This window comes from Pantoea sp. Z09, from assembly GCF_022394795.1.
In the GTDB taxonomy this organism is placed as follows: Bacteria; Pseudomonadota; Gammaproteobacteria; order Enterobacterales; family Enterobacteriaceae; genus Pantoea; species Pantoea latae.
This window is the reverse complement of the sequence record NZ_CP092373.1, coordinates 528,227-547,151: the sequence shown is the minus strand read 5'-3', so window position 1 is coordinate 547,151 and position 18,925 is coordinate 528,227. Positions and strand designations below refer to the sequence as shown.

Genomic DNA, 18,925 nt, shown 5'->3' with positions numbered 1-18,925 from the left:
GCATTGTCTGAGGTATGGCACAACGACAGGCGGCTACTCCGTCAGCCAGCGCAGCAGGGTGTCGCGCACTGAGCTTTCAACCTCGTTATTTACGCCCAGCAGCGGGCGCTCCGCATATTTGACCGTCGTGCCGCGCCGGTTCACCCGGTCGCGCAGGCCGTAGTGGTGCACGCGGGCCAGCTTCTGCACGGCAGGCGCAAAGGCTATTTCGGCCTGATCGGTGCTGGCCTGCGCCTTCAGGTACTTTGTGGTTTTGAGCTTCGCAAACATCTTGCGCCGGATCCGGCCCGGCTTCGTGCGGGCCGTGGCGTGGCGGGGTTCCCATGCGGTGCCGTCCGGGGCGCGCTGCGCCGTGATGTTCGCCTGCTGAATGCGGCGCACGTCGCGCGCAACCTCCCGAAGCATCTTTTTCCTGGCCGACGGTTCAAGCTGTGCCAGCAGCGCATCCAGCCAGGCGTCTACCTCATGCAGTTCAGCCATGGCGCGCCGTCCAGAACTCCTCCGGCACGTCCGGCTCCGGTATGGCCTCGACCGTCATTTTCCCGTCCACTTCCCGCGCCAGCACCCGCTCGGTCAGCTTCAGGTCCATGCTGATGTCGCAGCGGTCATTGCCGAGAATGTCGGCCTCAAAGGTGAAGAGCTTTTCCCGCTCGCCGGGGTTCTGCAGGGCATCCGGCTGATTTTCCCGCAGCCAGAACATTATCGGGGCCATCAGCAGGTTCTGGTCGCCGGTGAAGTCGGTAATCACCACGTTCAGGGTGTAGCGGTATTCCCATGAGATCGACGCGGCCGACGTGGCGACCAGCGCGCCGTTATCCACGAACAGGTGCAGCCGGTCGGGATTGTCTGCCACGTAGGGCACGGCTTTATTCAGGGCGTTTCGCAAGGACTGCGGCTTGTTCATCGTCTTTTTCCTGACAGCTGATAATGGTATCCACTTTATCCGCGCACGCCGCCCAGGCGGCCTCGGTTTCATCCAGCAGGGCGTTCAGGTCGCCGTTACTTCTCGGCGCGGCCGGGTCCAGCTGGCAGCGGGTGATTTTGGGACAGCCACTCACGGTAAGATTCACCTCCGGCGAGGGCCGGTCGCTGGCGCAGCCGGACAACAGGATCAGGCAGAGGGGAATCAGCCCAGCGGCGCAGGTCTTCATTTTCACGTTTAAGCTCCTCGATGGTGCGTTGCCGGTCGCGCAGCAATTTGCCGTTTTGCTCGGCGGCGGCATAAAGCTGCGTCTGCGCCTGGCTGTTCGTCTGCGTAAGAATGTTCAGGGCGATCAGCTGACCGTTTTTCTGCGACAGCTTTTTGCCCTGGTCCGCAATCGCCGCCTGCTGCGTGCTGATAGTGTGGTGCGCATTGCTGAGCCGCCATGACTGCACGCCGAGCGCGGCCAGCAGGAGAAGGACAAGCGCTGCTGCCAGCAGCACTCGCTTCATGCGCCCGCTCCCCTGAGGCACCACGCCATTTCACGCTGGCGGCGGTTATCCAGTCCCTGATTAAATACGCCTTTTACGTACACCCAGCCCGGCAGTTGTCCGCAGGCCTCACGCCATCGCCCCTGTTTCAGCAGCGCCACCATGGTCGATCCGCAGGCGTTGCCGGTGCCGACGTTGAACGCCAGCGACACCAGCGCGTCATAAACCTGCTGCGGCATTGATACCGCCACGCAGCTCGCCAGTGCCGCCTCAACGCGTAACACGTTGGTGATGAAGTTGCCCGCCGCCTGCCGTTCCGTGATTGTTTTCCCCGGCACCACGCCGCGCGTGTTGCCGATCCCGTCGGTCCAGACGCCGGCGCTGCACTGGTACGGCTGCAGGCGGCAGCCCTCATAGTCCGCGATGAGCTTCAGCCCCTCCACGGAGGTGTGCAGCTGCTGAAAGCCGGGCAGCGAGGCGGCCAGCGCCAGCACCACGCCCACGGCACAGCGCTTAACGGTTTGCAGATTCATATTCCTCCCGCGTGATGCGCCCGCTTGCCAGCAGCAGGTAGGTTTTGTGCTTGTAGTACCAGCTGATAAGCGCCATCAGCAGGCCGATGAAGACACCGGCCACGGTGGAAACGTCCTTCAGATCCATGCCACCCAGCCACGCCATCACTACCGCCACGCACCAGGTGATAAAGGTGCTGATTTTTTCCCACATGTTTCAGTCCCAAAGCTGGACGGCCTGCACGGTTGCCGTCGTTGTTACGTCCGGCAATTCCACTTCCAGCCCGTGCGGCAGGATGGGGCCATGCTCAGACAGCCCCGGATTCGCCCGTATAACCTGCTCGGTCATGCCCTGCGTGCGCCCGTAGTGACGCCAGCAGATCGCGTCCACCGTGTCGTACTGCTGCGCACGCACTTTCATCAGATAAGCTCCACGGTGCTGTGCGGCAGGTTCTGCACGCGGCTGATGGCCCAGCGCGCATCCCGCCACAGGTCGCCGGTCGTGTCGGCCAGCTCCTCGCCGCGCTTCGCCGCAGCGGCGGTCGCGTCAAAATCCTGGTAGCGCTCGTTAAGTACCGCGCGGGTCCAGCACCACACCGCGCTGAAGTAGTGATGCAGGCGTACGCTCTCACCGGCCAGCTTCTCCGCCGGCACGTCGGCCAGGGTGTTAAACCCGCGCAGCTCCTGCCGCTCGCGCCATGAATAAAGCTCGGTATTGACCTCCGCCATCGCGGTGAGCACCACCTGCTTTAAGCGCTCCGGCGTCACGGTGCCGTCTACGCGCATTGCGGCTCTGAACTTCGCCAGATCGACGTCCGGCCAGAACGAGTTGTTGGGGATAATTTCCGGCGTTCCCGTCGCCTTCTGCGGCGCTACAAATTCCATAGCCTTGATACTCCTGAAAAGGTTGGGCGGTGGACGGAGTTTTGATAAGGCTCAGCCTGTCGCCACCCCGTGCCGCCCCGCGCGTGGGCACGTCCGGTTATCAGCTGGCGTTGCGGATTTTCCGCTCCAGCTGCTCAATGTCTTTTTTCACGCCGCAGCGCTCGTCGAGTTGCAGCGCCTGCTTAAGGTGATTCAGGGCCATCACGGGCTGGCTGCCGGTGAGCACGTAGCCGATGGACTTGTGCAGGCGGGCGCGCGACTGGTCCGGCATATCCAGCCCGTCGGTTGCCTCCAGCGTCTGCATCAGCAGGGCAGGATCAAAGTCGCTTTCTGCCATCAGGGCATTTTTAGCGGCGTCGGCCATCTCTTCGGCCAGCAGGGTCTGCACGTTTCGGTTAAACCCCTGCGGCATAGACCAGCCGTGCTTGAGGGCATGGCGGCCAACGGCCAGCGCCCCGGCATAATCCCCGGCGTCAATGCGCCACAGCATCACGTACATCAGCACGTCATCCTGTTGCGCGCCGTCGGCGGCCAGCACGCCGTCTACCCAGGCGGCATATTTCGGCAGCACTTCTGCCTTGATTTCGGCTTTTTTGACGTTGGACTGAATGCCCTTGAGGCGGCGGCGGTCTTCACCCAGCTGCATCAGCATCAGCTCGTAGCCGTTCGCGTGCCGGGCAGAGCCGCCCGTATGGGCGGCCTGCTCAGCCTGAACGCGCAGGCGGTGCTGCCGTGCGGGACTCAGGCTCATGGTTTACGCTCCGGCACCGGCATCAGCTGGCGCGCTAAAGTCGCCGATGGTGATGTTTTCGATCAGCGCGGCGCAGCGGTAGTCTTCCACCACGTACGCCTCGTTAACCGACTCGTAGTTCTCGATGCGGTCGCGCTTCGGATTGTCGATAACCGAGCGGCGGCGGGTGTCCTCCTGCCAGTAAATCGACAGGTTATCCAGACGGGGGATCAGCAGGGCATTCGCCGGGAAGTACGGCGCGCGCACCGCCTGCAGGCCGCCCATGCGTTTCTGGCTGATGATGAGATCGGCGGCCAGCTTTTCGGTGTTGGCCTGCTCACTGTTGACCAGCGGGAAATACTTGTCAGACAGCAGCTCGCGCCCGCAGATAACCACCATTTCGTCGTCGTCCTGGAAGATGGGATCGATAAGCTCGTTAACCGCATCCATGACCAGCGCGTCCAGGTTGAGATATTCGCCGCCTTTGCCGACCTTCACCGCTCCGGCGGTGGTTTCGCCGTCTTTAGTCGTGCTGCCCATCACGTTGTCCGGGGCGTCTTCGCGCAGCTTCTGCAGCCAGCCTTTGTTGACGTCCTGCAGCAGCGGGTTCTCTGCGCGGTTAGAGGTTTTGGCGCGCTTCACGCCGTTGAAGCCGATCATGATGCGGTCCAGCGCCTGGCGCTTCACGATGGCGTCGCGGATGCGGGTCTGGAAGTCCTGAAACTTCGCCCACATGTCCAGCTTCGCGTAGGTAATGGCCGTGTCGAAGTTGGTCTGCTCGCACTTGTACTCAGTCCCGGTCATCGCCGTTGGATCGGTCGGCTCGCGGTCCTTAGAGCTGGTATCGGTGGTGCCCGCGATGGTGCTGCCGACGCCGAGGCCCAGCAGCTGGCCGGACTGTTCAGATACGGCGATAACGTTAACCAGCGTCAGAAACGCGGTGCTCTGCTGGATGGTGTCCTCCAGCGTCTGCGCCACGGATGGCTCCACGCTGAACTTGCTGGAAAGCTCTGCAATCTCCACGGAATAGATGCGCGCCAGCTGGCTCAGGTAGGCGTTAAAGGCAAAACGGGTCTGTTTTTTCATGGGGTGTACTGCTCCTTAGCAGTTGGTCAGGTGAGCGGCCGGCGCATCGCCGCCCGGTGCGCGCTGGCGGTAGTCGGGGCGGCTGTCTGCGCGCTCCAGCTGCTCTTTGAGTGCGTTAAAGGCTTCCTTCTGCGCCGACAGGTCATCCAGCTGCGACTGCAGGCTGCTTTCCAGCTGGCTCAGGCGCTCGGCCTGCTCGCCCAGCGTTCTGTCGGTGCGGGTGCCATAGTTCTGCTGCTCGCTGGCAATCAGCTCGACCGCCTGATGCACGTCGCTGAAACGGTCGTCGTCGGTCTGCTTTTGTTTGGCAAACATGGCCCTGATGCGGGTAAACAGGGCGGGCTTTTCTTCGGGCGCCTCTTCCAGCTCGATCACGGTTTCGGTGGCGGCGGTAAAGAGGTTGTCCGGGTGCTGCTTGCGGTTTGCCAGTGGGTTCTTTTCCGCCGACGCGCTGAACGCCAGCATTTCGGTGCCGAGGCTCGCCGGATCGTCCGTGGCAGCCAGGCCGACCAGGTAGGCTTTGCCGGTGTCGGCAAATTTGGTGCTGACCTCCATAGAGGTGAAAAGCTTCTGGCCCTTTTTGACCAGCTCGACGAGCGAATCCGTTGGCAGAATGTCGGCGTAGAGCGCCATTTTCCCGGCCAGCGGTCCGTCGGTAATTTCCTCCGCAACCAGCGCGCTCACCGAGCCGTAGCGGTTAAAGGTGCTGTCCGGGGCGTAAGACTTGATGTGCTCCAGATTAATCAGCGCGGTGTAGACCTGCGGGTTGTACGCGGCGGCCATCTGCACGAGCCACTCGCGGGAAATTTCGCGCCCGTCCGTGGTGGCACCTTCCACCCCGATCCGAAAACGCTTTGCAGTTACTGTCATGAGCCAGGCTCCGTTGTGAAAAATCGCTTTGAGGCTCTATGTTTGCGGCGGGAGGGGTATTGAAACAACGCGGGGCCATTGTGCGGAAAACCACACAATGAGGGGCGGCGGAAAAGGGACCGCCGGGGCCGTATTTTGGGGCCATGACAACGACACTCGCCCCCGAAGACCTCGATCCCCGCAGGCAGGCCTTGCTCCTGTACTTTCAGGGATACCGTATCGCCCGCATTGCTGAAATGCTGGGAGAGAAACCCGCAACCGTTCACAGCTGGAAGAAGCGCGACAAGTGGAACGACTACGGCCCGCTTGACCAGATGCAGCTCACCACCGCCGCGCGCTACTGTCAGCTGGTCATGAAGGAGTCGAAAGAAGGGAAGGACTACAAGGAAATTGACCTGCTGGCGCGCCAGTCCGAGCGCCACGCCCGCATCGGCAAGTTCAGCAACGGCGGGAACGAGGCGGACCTTAACCCGAAGGTGGCAAACCGAAACAGCGGCCCCCGCAAGCCACCGGAAAAAAACGTATTCAGCGACGAACAGATCGAGAAGCTGCAGGAGATTTTCCACGGCTCGATGTTCGGCTATCAGCGCCAGTGGTGGGATGCGGGCAACAAGCACCGCATCCGCAACGTGCTTAAATCCCGTCAGATCGGCGCGACGTTTTATTTTGCCCGCGAGGCGCTGATCGATGCCCTGACCACCGGGCGCAACCAGATTTTTCTCTCAGCCAGCAAGGCGCAGGCACACGTCTTTAAGCAGTACATCATGGAGTTTGCCAAAGAGGTGGATGTAGAGCTGAAAGGCGACCCAATGACGCTCAGCAACGGCGCGTGCCTGTACTTCCTCGGCACCAACGCCCGCACCGCGCAGAGCTACCACGGCAATCTCTACCTGGATGAATATTTCTGGATCCCGAAGTTTCAGGAGCTGCGCAAGGTGGCGTCCGGCATGGCCCTGCACAAGAAATGGCGGCAGACCTACTTTTCCACCCCGTCCAGCCTGACCCACAGCGCCTATCCGTTCTGGTCCGGCGCGCTCTTCAACCGTGGGCGCGCTAAGGCGGACCGCGTAGACATCGACCTGACCCACGGCAACCTGTCGCCGGGCCGCTTCTGCGATGACGGCCAGTTCCGCCAGATTGTCACGGTTGAGGACGCCGTGCGCGGCGGCTGTAACCTGTTCGACCTCGACCAGCTGCGCCTGGAGTACAGCCCGCCGGAATACCAGAACCTGCTGATGTGCGAGTTCGTGGACGATCTGGCGTCCGTGTTCCCGCTGCAGCTGCTGCAAAAGTGCATGGTGGACAGCTGGGAAGTCTGGAACGACTTCGAGGCGCTGGCGCTGCGCCCGTTCGGCTGGCGCGAAGTCTGGATCGGCTATGACCCGGCGAAGGGGACGCAGAACGGCGACAGCGCCGGGTGCGTGGTTATCGCGCCGCCCGCCGTGCCGGGCGGCAAGTTCCGCATTCTGGAGCGGCACCAGTGGCGCGGCATGGACTTTCGCGCGCAGGCCGAGTCCATCAAAAAGCTGACGCAGCAGTATAACGTCACCTATATCGGCATCGACTCCACGGGCGTCGGCCTCGGCGTCTATGAAAACGTGAAAATGTTTTTCCCGGCGGTGAAAGAATTTGTCTACAACCCGAACGTGAAAAACGCCCTGGTGCTGAAGGCGTTCGACATCATCAGCAGCGGTCGCCTGGAGTTCGATGCCGGGCACCTCGACATCGCGCAGTCATTCATGGCAATCCGCCGCGCCACCACGGCCAGCGGCAACCGCCCGACCTACGAAGCCAGCCGCAGCGAAGAGGCAAGCCACGCCGATCTCGCCTGGGCGACGATGCACGCGCTGGCAAACGAACCGCTGCAGGGCGAAGCCGCCCACAGCCGCAACATTATGGAGATTTACTGATGAGCAAACGCAGGAACCGCACGCGCACCCAGCCCGTGCAGCAGCAGATGACCGGCGGCGCGGCGGCAGAAGCTTTTACCTTCGGCGACCCGGTGCCGGTACTGGACCGCCGCGAGCTGCTCGACTACGTGGAGTGCGTCATTAACGATCGCTGGTATGAACCGCCGGTGAGCTTTGACGGGCTGGCGCGCACGTTCCGCGCGGCCGTGCATCACAGCTCGCCGCTCAACGTAAAGCGCAACATTCTGACCAGCTCGTTTATCCCGCACCCGCTGCTGAGCCAGCAGGCATTCAGCCGGTTTGTGCAGGACTATCTGGTGTTCGGCAATGCGTATCTGGAGAAGCGTACCAACCGCCTCGGCGGAGTGATTGCGCTGGAGCCTGCCCTGGCGAAGTTTACGCGGCGCGGAACCGATCTCGACACCTACTGGTTTGTGCAGTACGGCCTGAGCACACAGCCTTACCAGTTCACGCCGGGCAACGTGTTCCACCTGATGGAGCCGGATTTGAATCAGGAGGTTTACGGCCTGCCGGAATATCTTTCGGCCATCCCGTCTACGCTGCTGAATGAGTCGGCGACGCTGTTCCGCCGTAAGTATTATCTTAACGGCAGCCACGCGGGTTACATCATGTACGTTACTGACCCCGCGCAGAATCAGGAAGATGTGGACGCCATGCGCAAAGCCATGAAAAGCACGAAGGGCCCTGGCAACTTCCGCAACCTTTTCATGTACTCGCCGAGCGGTAAAAAGGACGGTATCCAGATCATCCCGCTGTCAGAGGTAGCGGCAAAGGATGAGTTTCTGAACATCAAGAATGTGAGCCGGGATGACATGCTGGCCGCGCACCGGGTGCCGCCGCAGATGATGGGCATTATCCCGAATAACACCGGCGGGTTCGGTGACGTGGAGAAGGCCAGCCGCGTGTTCGTCCGCAATGAACTGATGCCACTGCAAAAACGTCTTGAAGAGCTCAATGCATGGTTGGGTGAAGAGGTAATACGCTTCGAAGCTTATAATTTAGCGTCCGAGTGATAATTTAAAGCGCCATTCGGCGCTTTAAAGGGCTTTAGCGTTATAAACTCTTATCGCTCCCGCCTGCATATCTACATAATCGACTAAAAAGACTTGGCTTCCTTGTGTTTTAAGATGTTCTCCAACCGCCAGTAAATACTCTTCGTTAGCATTGCAACCTGCAATTTCAGCAAGCTGAATACCTAGCTGCGTAACGGCTATATAAGGCATATTGATATCACTATCCCCCTCGCGTAGAAAAGTTAATGCTTTTTCATTACACCTTATAAAGGCTGTTTCACCTTTATTACCATTTAGGTTTATAGTTACATTCCCTTGATGTATCTCTTGTACTATTCCAAGCTCTTGCATCTTTAGCAAAATATCTAAGCTCAACCACTTATGAATGTATCTCGTTCTGTTTGATTGGAGGTAGCCACGAAAAATAAATCCCTCCTTAAATATAAAGGGTAGGACTGATTCAATTTCTTGTGCTTCTTTTTTTGTAATGTTTTTAATAAACTCCATGGTTCTGAAGGAAAATTTACCGGGCGATTTTACTTCTCCGGCTAAAAGCCTTGCCCAAATAGACTGCATCTCATCTGTGGAAACCTTGCAGGCATAATCACGCCAGCGGTTTATCCAGTCACTTTCGATATCTGCTTCAGAAACTTCAACTTCTTGTCCCTCAAGTTCTTTTTCAGCTTTAAGTAAAGTTTTTGCAATATTGATTTCGTTTTGCACTCTTTCAATAATAATATCTTCTCTTATTACTGCATACATACTTGGCAAATCAACAACAGGTTCATATTTTTCGATATTAGGTTTCAATACTACATTACTACCTTCTATCTTCGATATTAACATTCCATTCCTAACATCTTCTGCATCTTTTTCAGCCTGCGCGAGCATTAGGATTTGATTTCTTGCAACAACACTTTTTGCAAGTCCTTCTCTACGCATTTGTGCTGGCCTGAGAACTCCACAAATACCTTTGTCCACCACAGTATCCCACAACTTTAAGATAAGCTTCTCATAAGGACCATCAGCCATAACCCTCTCCTTATTTATTAATATGACTGGCTCATGCCAACGCCACTTACCAATAATTCCAAATACATATGCTATGCGCAAGTACAGCTGTAATGTATAACGAATGCTTACAGCGCGCGCTCGTACCCCCGCCACGCCTGCCCGCTTTATGTAGTGGTTTTCATGCGGGTGCATGACATAAGCAAAAGCCCGCCATTACTGGCGGGCCGGGGCATAAACGATCCTTTCGGGATCATGCGAATTCATGCGGCATAGTCATGCAGTGCCGGGCAACATCAAAACAGGGGCAACTGGTCATCAGGCTCTGACTCCGGCACTTCAACTTTTCGCCTGGTGAAATCCATGGCAAGCAGAAGAGCTTCCCGGTAAGTCAGGGGAAACCGCCGGCCAAAGATAAACGCATTTTCGAAAGTCTGCCCCAGCCAGAAACCGCCGCCACACTCGCGCGACCGTTGAAACATAACCCATCCACCGGGACAAAAATATGGGAGGGTTTCACCACGGTAAACAATCTGAAATTCAGATTCTCGTCCCCCCATAACCTAATGCCTCGCTCGCTCGTTGTTCAACCCTGCCGCCGTCAAAATCAAGCTTTTGACGTCTGCACGGTTATCAGTGTAGCCAGCTGTCATCTTCCCAGACGTTCTGAAGCAGATCATTTAGCCGCTGCCTGTCCTCGTCGAGTTTAAAGCCAGGCATTTCTATTCTTGTGTGGCTTCCTTGCCGTACCTGCACTACTGCTTCGGGGTAAAGCGCTACTACGCGCCTGTGTATCTCGTCATGAAAAGCTTCAATCACTGACTGGCTTAGTTTTTGATTTTTATCAAGCATAATTTCAATGCGCATAGTCTCCCCTCAAATCATTCAGATACTTGTATAGATCGTGAATATTCGTGTCTTCTTACCTTACGCATCAGCTCATCAGTCAGCTCTGAAACCCACTGAATCGCGAGCTGTTTCTCATCTTCACTGCAATCACTTGCTGCAACAAGTTTCATAAATAAATCAATACGCTGGAGCTTCATTGACTCCAAAAAATAGTCTCGCATAATCCCTCCGCACAATGAACAACTGGTTATGCATACAGTATATTACGAATTTCCAAATGTGAAATGATTTTTTATGGTCAATAAGACTTTATCTGAAAGCATGCTCTTGAAGTTAGGACGTTAATTGGCTTCATTCGCATCCTTAGAGGCACGAGCTAAGCGCCCTATTCGCTCCAGAACTTCATATTTTTTAGGTCCAGCATGAGGCCTCACTAACTCACCATATGCAGAACTGCGAAACAGTCGGCCAGCAATTTTCGTCTGCGTGCCGCCAATCAGGCGCACGGCCAGACCGCGGCTGATGGTTTCACCGCATAATTCCTTCACCTGGCCTATCACGTTGTCGCATGCGGCCTCGATTTTGTCCGACCGCCTTAGCTGCCGACGTCTTTTTTCTGGCTCCTGCGCCCTGATCCGGCTCAGCAGCTGCCGTCTTTCTCGTCTGCTAATGCCGTCCAGGTCGATATTGTCGAAACTTTCCGGCGGGTTCGAATCCTCAGATCTCAACCCCCCCGTACAGTTATTGACAGAACTCCGAGAGGACGCGGACGCGTCCTTAAATTCAAAACCCAAATCAACGGCACGTTTCGGGACAATCTTCCACTGCGCGAGACGGGTGAGGATCGGGGTATCTTCGCCAACTTCAGTTGCATAAACGCCTTTTATGCGCACGGTTTCCTCGCCGTACTCGTTCACGTCTTCGCTGGCCTGATACCAGGTGCGCACGGCCAGCTCGTCACGGCGCACGAAAGGCCCGCCCTGCGCGTTAACGTATCCGGCCCAGTCTCCCGCATCGGCGGCGTCATGCGCGGCCGCAAACTCAACGCTGAGGCCGTGGGCTGTTTCGCTGTCTGCCATGCGGCGCAGCTCGCGGTAAACCGTCACCGGCGCGCCGCCCACAAACTGGAATTGCCGGATGTGCCAGCGGGCCGCCCAGGCGGAAACGGCCGAGGCGGTTTCCTTCAGGTCTTTGCCGCTTTCGTCGTCCGTCTCGCCGTCCAGCGCGTATCCGTCGATGTTTTTGGAAATGTACTTCGCGACGTAGCCCGTCGCGCTGCCCTTCTCCGGATCGATAGCCTCGGCGTGAAAACGGGCCTTGCGGGCCTTGTCGGTCGTCAGCTCGTCGCTGTCCTCCTGCCAGGCGTAGTCGCGCATAATCTCGCGCACGCGTTCAACCTGTTCAGGACGCATAAACATCAGCATGTGCCAGTGCGGGGTCGCGTCGTGATGGGGCTCGGCAACGCGGATCCCGAAGATGCGGATTTCTTCACGGTGCAGTTTGGCGCGGACTTTTTGCCAGACGCCGCAGAGATAGCGCTGGGTGTCGGCCGGGCTGGCGCCGTTCCATTTGCGGTTGCGATGGCCGGTTTTGATTGTGGCGTGATAGCGCGCCGGGGCAGTCAGCGTGTAGAACTCGCCGATGAAGCCCATTTCGTTGCAGATGTTTTCGAAGCCGCGAATGCGGGTCATCAGCTCGCAGCGCCGGATCGCCGGATTGGCCACGCTGCCGTCGTACTTTTCAATCAGGCTGATGCGGTTGCCTTCCTCGTCTTCCAGCTCCATGCCCTTGAGGAACTCACGGGTGCGGCGTTTCTGCTCGCGCCACTCTGAGACGGTCATGCTGCTGGCGTAGGGGGTATGCTTTTTGCTGACGTTAGCCAGGGCAATCTGCAGGTGCTCACGCCATGACGCGGCGACGCGGCGCAGGCGGCCCTTCCACCACTTTTCGGTCTGCATACGCATGATCGCCGGGGTCACTTCTTCCGGGTCGAACAGGCGGGACGTGACCTTTTCCCACAGCGGCGGCGTCTGGCTCAGCTCGCGGGTAATAGTGGCGGCGGTCATGTAAACGCGGTGCGTGTACCGGTAATCTGACTCGTCGCTGGCCTGCGCGTGCGCCTGTACCAGCTCGGCGAGGATGAAATTAGCCACATCCCCAGCCAGCAGATCGACGTCGGCGCGCGCCATATCGGGCAGGCGGTTAAAGCGGCGCATCAGCTCCCACAGCGTGCCGGCCGCGCTGGCCGCGCCAGCCTGTTGAGCGGCGTTGCCTGCCAGCAGGTTAAACGTGCCGCTGCTCATTTCACCGAGGCGGTACTGCTCACTGACGCATTCAACGCGTGGCAATGTGCGCTCAACAAAGGTTTTTGCTAAGTACGCATTGGCACGGGCAATGCCCTGGGTCTTTTCAAGCTCGCTGACGCGGCGCTTAACGTCGAGCTGGATCAGCGTCGGCTGCTTTTCCAGCAATTCCTGCGCACGCGCCAAAGCCGCAATCATCTGACTGCGGCTGTGCATTTCCTCATAGGTGGGATACGGACTGGCGATGGCTTCCCGTGGAGCGTTCCACGGGTAAGCGTATTCCTGAATCACTCGCAAACCCCCAGATACACGCTGCTGCAAACGGACTTGTTGTCCATCGCTGCCAGCATGTCGAACTGCCGACCGCCGCGCGTAGTCAGTGCCCAGTCCCGGTAGGTTTCAATGCCGTGCGAGGTGAGAGTGACCTTTCTGCCGTTTGTTTCTGCTTTAACCGGATCCATGCCTGAATGGAAAAACGCAGCGTTACCACGGCGCGAGCACTGGGCAACAATCCGTTCCCACGCCGCAACGCGGCTGATTTCCTCAGGCCAGCGGGTAAAAATCTCCGCCAGTTCGGCTTTGTTTACGTTTACGCATGGCATGCAACCAACCCGGCTACAGCCCTGCTGATAAAGCGGATTGGGTTTGATCCCGTGACGTTTTGCCAGTGCAAAGACATCATCATGCGTCCAGTTGAGGATCGGCCGGTAAATCGAGAGGCCCGGCCCGAGGTCAAAGCCTTCTTCCCATTCAGCCAGCGCTGCGCGGCTCGCGGATTCCTGCGCACGAACTCCCTGCCACGTAATGACACGCTTACCCTCTGCAACCAGCCTGTCTACCACCTGCTCCTGCATCGGGATCTGTTTCAGCTCGAAAGAGCAGAATTTGCGCTGCGTTGAAGGGAATGTGCCTTTCCAGATGCACATATCAAGGAAAGGAATGCCGGTAGGCTTCAGGGCATTCAGGGCGCGACGGACAATTGAAGCGGCTTCAGTTTCAGTGAACCCCAAATCCCTGACCAGAGAAGTCGGCCACTTGTCTTTTACAAAGGTCCTTTTGTCCACGATACGCTGGGTGAAATCAGCCCTGATCCGACGCAGCGGGCCGAGCCTGGACTCAAGATAATTGAGGTACTCGACGGTTTCAGGGTGCTCGTGACCTGTATCAGCATGCGCAGCCTGAAACTCAACGCCAGATTCAATAGCGAGCAGCCAGTCAGCCAGGCTGTCCTTACCTCCTGAAACGGTTACAAGGTTCATGACGCCGGGCGCAAAGCAGCGAGAGTCAATCATGGCTGCACCTCCATTATTGCGGAGTGGTCCGCCCCTGCAGTCAGATCAAAACCAGTAACAACGGGCACGGGCTCAGGGCGGCGCACGGCGATAATTTCCGAGGCGCGCTTACCCTCACCGGCGGCAACGCCAACCGAGCGGGCTACGCTGATTTTGGTAATGTCGAACTCGCGGAGAATGCTGCGGGTGTAGAAGGTATCGCTGTTTGAAACGACAACCGGGCAGCGTTCCGAAACGCCGAGCAACATGCTGACCAGATCGTGATGCTCATCTTTGCCGAATCCAGCGGTGTGGTAGTCCGAGAAAGTCCCGTCATATGGCGGATCGCAGTACACGACATCCCCGGCTTTAACGAGAGGCAGCGTCTCGCGGAAGTCGGCGCAGATAAACGTCGCGCGCTGCGCCTTCTCGGCAAACGCCTCAATCTCTGCCAGTGGAAAATAGGGTTTTTTGTAGTGACCAAAAGGGATATTAAATTCACCGCTACGGTTGTAACGGCACATGCCGCGATAGCCGTGGCGGTTCAGATACAAAAAGTGCGCGGCGCGCTCCAGCAGGGGTAGCGCGGGGTTATGGTTGAACGTCTCACGGACAGAATAATAACTTTCGCCTGTGGTGTTCTGATTGAACAGGCTGGACGCAACAACGATAAAGGGGCGGGCGTGCTCCTTTATCTGGCGGTACAGGTTGATCAGGTCGGGGTTAATATCCGCAACCAGATAGGAAGGGTAATCGGTGTTCATCATCACCGCGCAGGAACCGGCGAAGGGTTCGACCAGGCGATCGCCTGCTGGCAGGTGTGCCAGCAGCTCCGGCATTACGCGGGTCTTGCTGCCCGCCCATTTCAGGATCGCGCTCATACCGCACCGCCTTTTGAAACTTTCGCGTACCGTTCGGCCATGTCCTGACAGCTGACGCAGCGAGTCACGCCACGCACGGCGCGGCGGCGCTGTTCTGGGATCGGCGCGTCGCAGTCTTCACAGAATGAAGCCGCCACGCTGACCGGGCGGTTAACCACGCTGGCGATGTTGCGCGCCAGCAGCTCATCGGCGCGCTGCTGCGCCATGTCGATAGAGTCGGCCATTAGTGCAGCTCCTGCGATTCGCTCTGATAACGCTCTGCCTCGCGGCGGATCAGGTCGGCAGCCTCGACAGCAGAAAGCCCCTGCTGATGTACATGCACGGCCAGCTCAACAAGGCGCTCAAACACAGCCAGCGCACGGTCTTTGCGCTCCTCAATGCGCGCCTTAGTGATGACTGCGGCCAGCGCCTCGGTGTCAGCGTCAAAATTAAATTTCTCGATATTTCGCATTTCACTTTCTCCAGAATTTGGGCAAAAGAATGCCCGGCGGGTGTACGCCATTTAATTACTTCGGGTTAATTAATTAGGCAGCGCCATTCGCTTCGGAAATAAACTCACAACTGCTTTTAGATGATTCATTGCACGAATAAGCGCCGCTCTTTCATCAGTAGTCAGTTCACTAAATTCAGCGGCGTGCCTGTCCTTACCGATGCCAGCCAGGAAGAAAATCGCGCTCAGCGCGCGCTTGTTGTCCTGGTAATTACTGTCTGTCACATCGCGCATTTCAGAGAAAAAACGGGTCATATCTTTTTCACAGTTGCCGCCCATCAGCTGCGCGCGGATTAAGGCAACGTGATTCAGCGCCGAAACCCGTTGGCCGGCAGTAAGCTCGACCAGCATTGAATCGCCTTCGATAGCCATGTTTTACCTCTTTGCTCTTTTACCTGTACCTGCTGGCTCAGTACCGGATGCCAGCGCTGACCGTTCTCGCCCATGATCCAGCCATGCCCGTATGACATTGACGGACTCTGGCGCTTGAGGCGTGCCGCAAATGAAATCATCGCGCGCCCTCAGCTGATGCCAATCGAAGCACCCAGCCCGCTGATTGCGTCAACGGTTGAGGCTAAGGTTGGGTTGGAGTGAACGCGGTTCTGCACGGCCAGCGCGGCCAGCATCATGCAGCGGATCCCGGTATTGGCAGCTTCCAAAATGCCGCGGCGGCAGGTTGCCGTAATACGCTCCGGGTTCGCGGCGTTAGCGGCCATATGCCCGACTTCGGCGGTTGCCTTCAGCACGTACGTCGGAAACTTCTCTTTTGCCAGCTCGTTAACCGGCACGCACGGCAAACACTGCAGCTGCGCCAGCATGCCGTCCATCAGCGTGGCGTCTTCGGTCAGATCGGTAAGCAACAGCACTTCTGGAACGGTCAGTTGATGCACTTGTTCCGGGTTAAGCTTGTTGCGCAGGGTCTGCACTTTCATACCCGCCCGCTGCGCCAGCTCCGTCATGTTGTGCGTAAGCGCAAACTTGCGGCAGGCGTCGTCGTAATCGGAATGTGTGGAAACACGAAAATCAAACATGATTATTCCCTATCGTTATCCCAATATGGATACATCAACCCTGCATCGTGATTTCGCAGCCAGCTGCTGCTTCGATAGTCAGAGCAACCATATTGATTTCGATCAGTCCGTTTACGCCCTCTTTCTTCCGAATGGGTAAACGATTTTCGCGGTACATCTGGCGCACGGTGCCTTCCTTGTAACCAGTGCGACGACAAAACTCTTCGACAGTAATGTACGGTTCTGAGATCACGAGGTTGATTGAAGGGCGCATTGAAAGTTTACGGGTCATGATGCACTATCCTCTGTTGAGTTCTAGCCAACTCTATTCATCACTATTAAACACGTCTTGATACGACGAGTGAATATTAGGATCACAAATTGGAAAGATCAACGAAAGATTTTACGAGTCGTAAAGCACCAACTTTACCGGAGGGTGGTAAAGATCCCATTGAACGCATCGTTCAAGCATATGGTTTTTCATCCCGACAGGCGCTGTGCCGCCATTTAAATGTCTCTCAGAGCACCATGGCTAACCGCATAATGCGCGGGAACTTTCCAGCTGATTGGGTGCTTATCTGCTCTATGGAGACTGGTACTTCGCTTGAGTGGCTAACGTACGGCCGTGGTGATTCAAACATCACAAAACAAGATGATAAACCTAACAAGATCGAACTCAAAAAAATCACAAATGGGAACTTTTCTTCCTCTGATTGGGTTGAATATGACATTCAGCTTTTGCCAAGCGATGTTGAGGCCCCTCTGTTAGTACATTTCGAGAAACAGAATTATCTAGTTGATATGACTGCCGCAGAGATCACCGATGGGCTATGGCTCATCGAGATTGATAAACTCATAAGCGTTAAAGAGCTTTACCGTTTTCCTGGCGGGCGCATTCGCGTTGAGAATGGAAAAGCCTCATTCGAGTGCAAAGCAGATGACATCAAGGTTTTGGGCAAAGTCCTTGCCCGTACTGAGTATCTTTAAAGGCAAAGCATGGCGATTAGCAAATTACCCAATGGAAAATGGCAAGCTCAGGTATTCCCCAATGGCCGAGACGGTAAAAGGATTCGCCGACAATTTGCGACGAAGGGCGAAGCACAATCCTATGAGAAGTTCGTGAAAGAGCAGGCTCAAGATAAGCCCTGGCTGGGAGAGAAAGCAGATAAGCGGCGGGTAATTGAGCTGGTTGAACTGTGGTTTAACACGCATGGTATTACATTGGCGGATGGTGAGAAGCGGCGAACTACAATGGCGTTCGCCTGCGGGGCGATGGGAAACCCACTCGCAACCGAGTTTAACGCGAAGATTTTCGCGTCTTATCGCGAGCAGCGGTTAAGCGGAAAGATCACCCGCTCCACTCGAGTTAAAACGGTTACGCCCCGCACGGTAAATTTAGAGCTGGCGTATTTCAGGGCGATGTTTAACGAGCTACGCCGGTTAGATGAATGGACCGCACCCAATCCGCTTGAGAACGTGCGCGAATTTAAGATCAGTGAATCCGAGATGGCGTATCTCACCATTGAGGAAATTAGAACCCTCCTCGTCGAATGTGAGAACAGCCGCTCTAAAGATCTGACGACCATTGTGAAAATTTGCTTGGCAACTGGCGCACGGTGGAGTGAGGCCGAAGGCGGCTTTGTTGAATAAATCAGATTTCGGGTAAGTCTCCCCCGTAGCGGGTTGTGTTTTCAGGCAATACGCACGCTTTCAGGCATACCTGCTTTCGTCATTTTGTTCAGCGCTCGTACCAGGGCCATAGCCTCTGCAACCTGACCATCGTAGTCACGCAGTGTCAGTGAACCCCCGAACAGCTGTTTTACCCGGTACATCGCCGTTTCCGCTATCGAGCGACGGTTGTAATCTGTTGTCCATTTCCACCGCGCATTACTCCCGGTCATTCGCTGATTAGCCACTGCACGGTTACGGTCTGCATATTCACCGGGCCAGTAACCCGCACCTTTTCGGGGAGGGATAAGCGCGCTGATTTTCTTACGCCGCAGTTCATCGTGACATAGCCGGGTATCGTAAGCGCCATCGGCGGCGGCTGACCTGATTTTCCGGTGGGTTTGCCGGATTAACCCGGGGAAGGCCTCTGAGTCCGTAACGTTGTTCAGCGACAGGTCAGCGCAGATGATTTCATGTGTTTTACTGTCAACGGCGAGATGCAGCTTACGCCAGATACGGCGGCGTTCCTGGCCATGCTTTTTGACTTTCCACTCGCCTTCACCGAAGACCTTCAGCCCGGTGGAATCAATTACCAGGTGTGCGATTTCACCCCGGGTGGGCGTTTTGAAACTGACATTAACCGACTTTGCCCGCCTGCTGACACAGCTGTAATCCGGGCAGCGTAGCGGAACGTTCATCAGAGAAAAAATGGAATCAATAAAGCCCTGCGCAGCGCGCAGGGTCAGCCTGAATACGCGTTTAATGACCAGCACAGTCGTGATGGCAAGGTCAGAATAGCGCTGAGGTCTGCCTCGTGAAGAAGGTGTTGCTGACTCATACCAGGCCTGAATAGCTTCATCATCCAGCCAGAAAGTTATGGAGCCACGGTTGATGAGGGCTTTATTGTAGGTGGGCCAGTTGGTGATTTTGAACTTTTGCTTTGCCACGGAACGGTCTGCGTTGTCGGGAAGATACGTGATCTGATCCTTCAACTCAGCAAAA

The 18,925-nt window shown here is 56.7% G+C and carries 27 protein-coding genes and 1 pseudogene; 4 read left to right on the top strand and 24 right to left on the bottom strand.

What is annotated here, in order from left to right; translation table 11 throughout:
* Positions 1 to 33 precede the first annotated feature (33 nt).
* The 11 genes from MC269_RS02755 to MC269_RS02705 all read right to left on the bottom strand — a co-directional run bounded on the left by MC269_RS02755 (position 34) and on the right by MC269_RS02705 (position 5,496).
* Positions 34 to 480, bottom strand: coding sequence for a phage virion morphogenesis protein (locus tag MC269_RS02755; RefSeq protein WP_239953784.1), 447 nt, complete (start codon positions 478 to 480; stop codon positions 34 to 36).
* Positions 473 to 904: a phage tail protein gene (locus tag MC269_RS02750; RefSeq protein ID WP_239953782.1), complete on the bottom strand. Its 432-nt coding sequence runs from the start codon at positions 902 to 904 to the stop codon at positions 473 to 475. Before MC269_RS02750 ends, MC269_RS02755 begins: the two co-directional genes overlap by 8 nt.
* Positions 867 to 1,106 carry an Rz1-like lysis system protein LysC gene (lysC, locus tag MC269_RS02745; RefSeq protein ID WP_233215846.1) on the bottom strand — a complete coding sequence of 80 codons (240 nt, stop codon included), beginning with the start codon at positions 1,104 to 1,106 and terminating at the stop codon, positions 867 to 869. The genes MC269_RS02750 and lysC overlap by 38 nt, the downstream gene beginning before the upstream one ends.
* Positions 1,000 to 1,422, bottom strand: coding sequence for an Rz-like lysis system protein LysB (gene lysB, locus MC269_RS02740; protein WP_239955053.1), 423 nt, complete (start codon positions 1,420 to 1,422; stop codon positions 1,000 to 1,002). Before lysB ends, lysC begins: the two co-directional genes overlap by 107 nt.
* An 8-nt stretch (positions 1,423 to 1,430) precedes the next feature.
* Positions 1,431 to 1,946: a lysozyme gene (locus tag MC269_RS02735; RefSeq protein WP_239953780.1), complete on the bottom strand. Its 516-nt coding sequence runs from the start codon at positions 1,944 to 1,946 to the stop codon at positions 1,431 to 1,433.
* On the bottom strand, positions 1,927 to 2,139 hold the full coding sequence (locus MC269_RS02730) for a phage holin family protein (RefSeq protein WP_239953778.1): 213 nt from the start codon (positions 2,137 to 2,139) through the stop codon (positions 1,927 to 1,929). The genes MC269_RS02735 and MC269_RS02730 overlap by 20 nt, the downstream gene beginning before the upstream one ends.
* Positions 2,140 to 2,142: 3 nt before the next feature.
* Positions 2,143 to 2,346, bottom strand: coding sequence for a tail protein X (locus MC269_RS02725; RefSeq protein ID WP_103794608.1), 204 nt, complete (start codon positions 2,344 to 2,346; stop codon positions 2,143 to 2,145).
* Entirely contained in the window at positions 2,346 to 2,810 is a 465-nt protein-coding gene (locus MC269_RS02720; RefSeq protein ID WP_239953776.1) for a head completion/stabilization protein, read from the bottom strand. The genes MC269_RS02725 and MC269_RS02720 overlap by 1 nt, the downstream gene beginning before the upstream one ends.
* 100 nt (positions 2,811 to 2,910) lie before the next feature.
* Positions 2,911 to 3,561, bottom strand: a complete 651-nt coding sequence (locus tag MC269_RS02715) for a terminase endonuclease subunit (protein WP_239953774.1) — start codon at positions 3,559 to 3,561, stop codon at positions 2,911 to 2,913.
* A 3-nt stretch (positions 3,562 to 3,564) separates the two neighbouring features.
* On the bottom strand, positions 3,565 to 4,626 hold the full coding sequence (locus MC269_RS02710) for a phage major capsid protein, P2 family (protein WP_239953772.1): 1,062 nt from the start codon (positions 4,624 to 4,626) through the stop codon (positions 3,565 to 3,567).
* Between the two features lie 15 nt (positions 4,627 to 4,641).
* Positions 4,642 to 5,496 (bottom strand): GPO family capsid scaffolding protein, encoded by an 855-nt coding sequence (locus MC269_RS02705; RefSeq protein WP_239953770.1) that lies wholly within the window; start codon positions 5,494 to 5,496, stop codon positions 4,642 to 4,644.
* 143 nt (positions 5,497 to 5,639) lie between these two features.
* Between MC269_RS02705 and MC269_RS02700 the strand changes: the two genes are divergently transcribed.
* Positions 5,640 to 7,406 (top strand): terminase ATPase subunit family protein, encoded by a 1,767-nt coding sequence (locus MC269_RS02700; RefSeq protein ID WP_239953768.1) that lies wholly within the window; start codon positions 5,640 to 5,642, stop codon positions 7,404 to 7,406.
* A complete protein-coding gene (locus MC269_RS02695; RefSeq protein WP_239953766.1) occupies positions 7,406 to 8,440 on the top strand; it encodes a phage portal protein in 1,035 nt (344 codons plus the stop codon). The genes MC269_RS02700 and MC269_RS02695 overlap by 1 nt, the downstream gene beginning before the upstream one ends.
* 24 nt (positions 8,441 to 8,464) lie before the next feature.
* On the opposite strand, the gene MC269_RS02690 is transcribed toward MC269_RS02695, so the two are convergent.
* The 12 genes from MC269_RS02690 to MC269_RS02635 all read right to left on the bottom strand — a co-directional run bounded on the left by MC269_RS02690 (position 8,465) and on the right by MC269_RS02635 (position 16,547).
* Positions 8,465 to 9,472, bottom strand: a complete 1,008-nt coding sequence (locus MC269_RS02690) for a DUF2806 domain-containing protein (protein ID WP_239953764.1) — start codon at positions 9,470 to 9,472, stop codon at positions 8,465 to 8,467.
* 612 nt (positions 9,473 to 10,084) lie between these two features.
* Positions 10,085 to 10,318: a DinI-like family protein gene (locus tag MC269_RS02685; RefSeq protein ID WP_239953762.1), complete on the bottom strand. Its 234-nt coding sequence runs from the start codon at positions 10,316 to 10,318 to the stop codon at positions 10,085 to 10,087.
* Between the two features lie 14 nt (positions 10,319 to 10,332).
* Positions 10,333 to 10,521 (bottom strand): hypothetical protein, encoded by a 189-nt coding sequence (locus MC269_RS02680; protein ID WP_239953760.1) that lies wholly within the window; start codon positions 10,519 to 10,521, stop codon positions 10,333 to 10,335.
* Between the two features lie 120 nt (positions 10,522 to 10,641).
* Positions 10,642 to 12,894: a replication endonuclease gene (locus MC269_RS02675; protein ID WP_239953758.1), complete on the bottom strand. Its 2,253-nt coding sequence runs from the start codon at positions 12,892 to 12,894 to the stop codon at positions 10,642 to 10,644.
* A complete protein-coding gene (locus MC269_RS02670) occupies positions 12,891 to 13,895 on the bottom strand; it encodes a phosphoadenosine phosphosulfate reductase family protein (RefSeq protein WP_239953756.1) in 1,005 nt (334 codons plus the stop codon). Before MC269_RS02670 ends, MC269_RS02675 begins: the two co-directional genes overlap by 4 nt.
* Positions 13,892 to 14,755 (bottom strand): DNA adenine methylase, encoded by an 864-nt coding sequence (locus MC269_RS02665; RefSeq protein ID WP_239953754.1) that lies wholly within the window; start codon positions 14,753 to 14,755, stop codon positions 13,892 to 13,894. The genes MC269_RS02670 and MC269_RS02665 overlap by 4 nt, the downstream gene beginning before the upstream one ends.
* Complete coding sequence (locus tag MC269_RS02660; RefSeq protein WP_239953752.1) at positions 14,752 to 14,979, bottom strand: TraR/DksA family transcriptional regulator; 228 nt, start codon at positions 14,977 to 14,979, stop codon at positions 14,752 to 14,754. Before MC269_RS02660 ends, MC269_RS02665 begins: the two co-directional genes overlap by 4 nt.
* The gene (locus MC269_RS02655; RefSeq protein ID WP_239955052.1) at positions 14,979 to 15,206 is read right to left on the bottom strand and encodes a DUF2732 family protein; all 228 of its coding nucleotides are present in this window, start codon (positions 15,204 to 15,206) and stop codon (positions 14,979 to 14,981) included. The genes MC269_RS02660 and MC269_RS02655 overlap by 1 nt, the downstream gene beginning before the upstream one ends.
* A gap of 69 nt (positions 15,207 to 15,275) precedes the next feature.
* Positions 15,276 to 15,617 (bottom strand): DUF5347 family protein, encoded by a 342-nt coding sequence (locus tag MC269_RS02650; protein WP_239953750.1) that lies wholly within the window; start codon positions 15,615 to 15,617, stop codon positions 15,276 to 15,278.
* On the bottom strand, positions 15,554 to 15,757 hold the full coding sequence (locus tag MC269_RS02645) for a phage filamentation protein Fil family protein (RefSeq protein ID WP_239953748.1): 204 nt from the start codon (positions 15,755 to 15,757) through the stop codon (positions 15,554 to 15,556). Before MC269_RS02645 ends, MC269_RS02650 begins: the two co-directional genes overlap by 64 nt.
* A gap of 9 nt (positions 15,758 to 15,766) precedes the next feature.
* Complete coding sequence (locus tag MC269_RS02640) at positions 15,767 to 16,276, bottom strand: phage regulatory CII family protein (protein WP_239953746.1); 510 nt, start codon at positions 16,274 to 16,276, stop codon at positions 15,767 to 15,769.
* 34 nt (positions 16,277 to 16,310) lie between these two features.
* Positions 16,311 to 16,547 (bottom strand): regulator, encoded by a 237-nt coding sequence (locus MC269_RS02635; RefSeq protein ID WP_239315397.1) that lies wholly within the window; start codon positions 16,545 to 16,547, stop codon positions 16,311 to 16,313.
* An 89-nt stretch (positions 16,548 to 16,636) separates the two neighbouring features.
* Here MC269_RS02635 and MC269_RS02630 point away from each other — a divergent pair, with 89 nt between their 5' ends.
* Together MC269_RS02630 and MC269_RS02625 are read left to right on the top strand one after the other, a co-directional pair.
* Complete coding sequence (locus MC269_RS02630; RefSeq protein ID WP_239953744.1) at positions 16,637 to 17,242, top strand: phage repressor protein CI; 606 nt, start codon at positions 16,637 to 16,639, stop codon at positions 17,240 to 17,242.
* 9 nt (positions 17,243 to 17,251) lie between these two features.
* Positions 17,252 to 17,890, top strand: a pseudogene (locus MC269_RS02625) (site-specific integrase); the annotation flags it as partial.
* Positions 17,891 to 17,946: 56 nt separating this feature from the next.
* Here the strand turns inward: MC269_RS02625 and MC269_RS02620 are convergent.
* On the bottom strand, positions 17,947 to 18,915 hold the full coding sequence (locus MC269_RS02620) for an IS5-like element IS903B family transposase (RefSeq protein WP_000654812.1): 969 nt from the start codon (positions 18,913 to 18,915) through the stop codon (positions 17,947 to 17,949).
* Positions 18,916 to 18,925 lie beyond the last annotated feature (10 nt).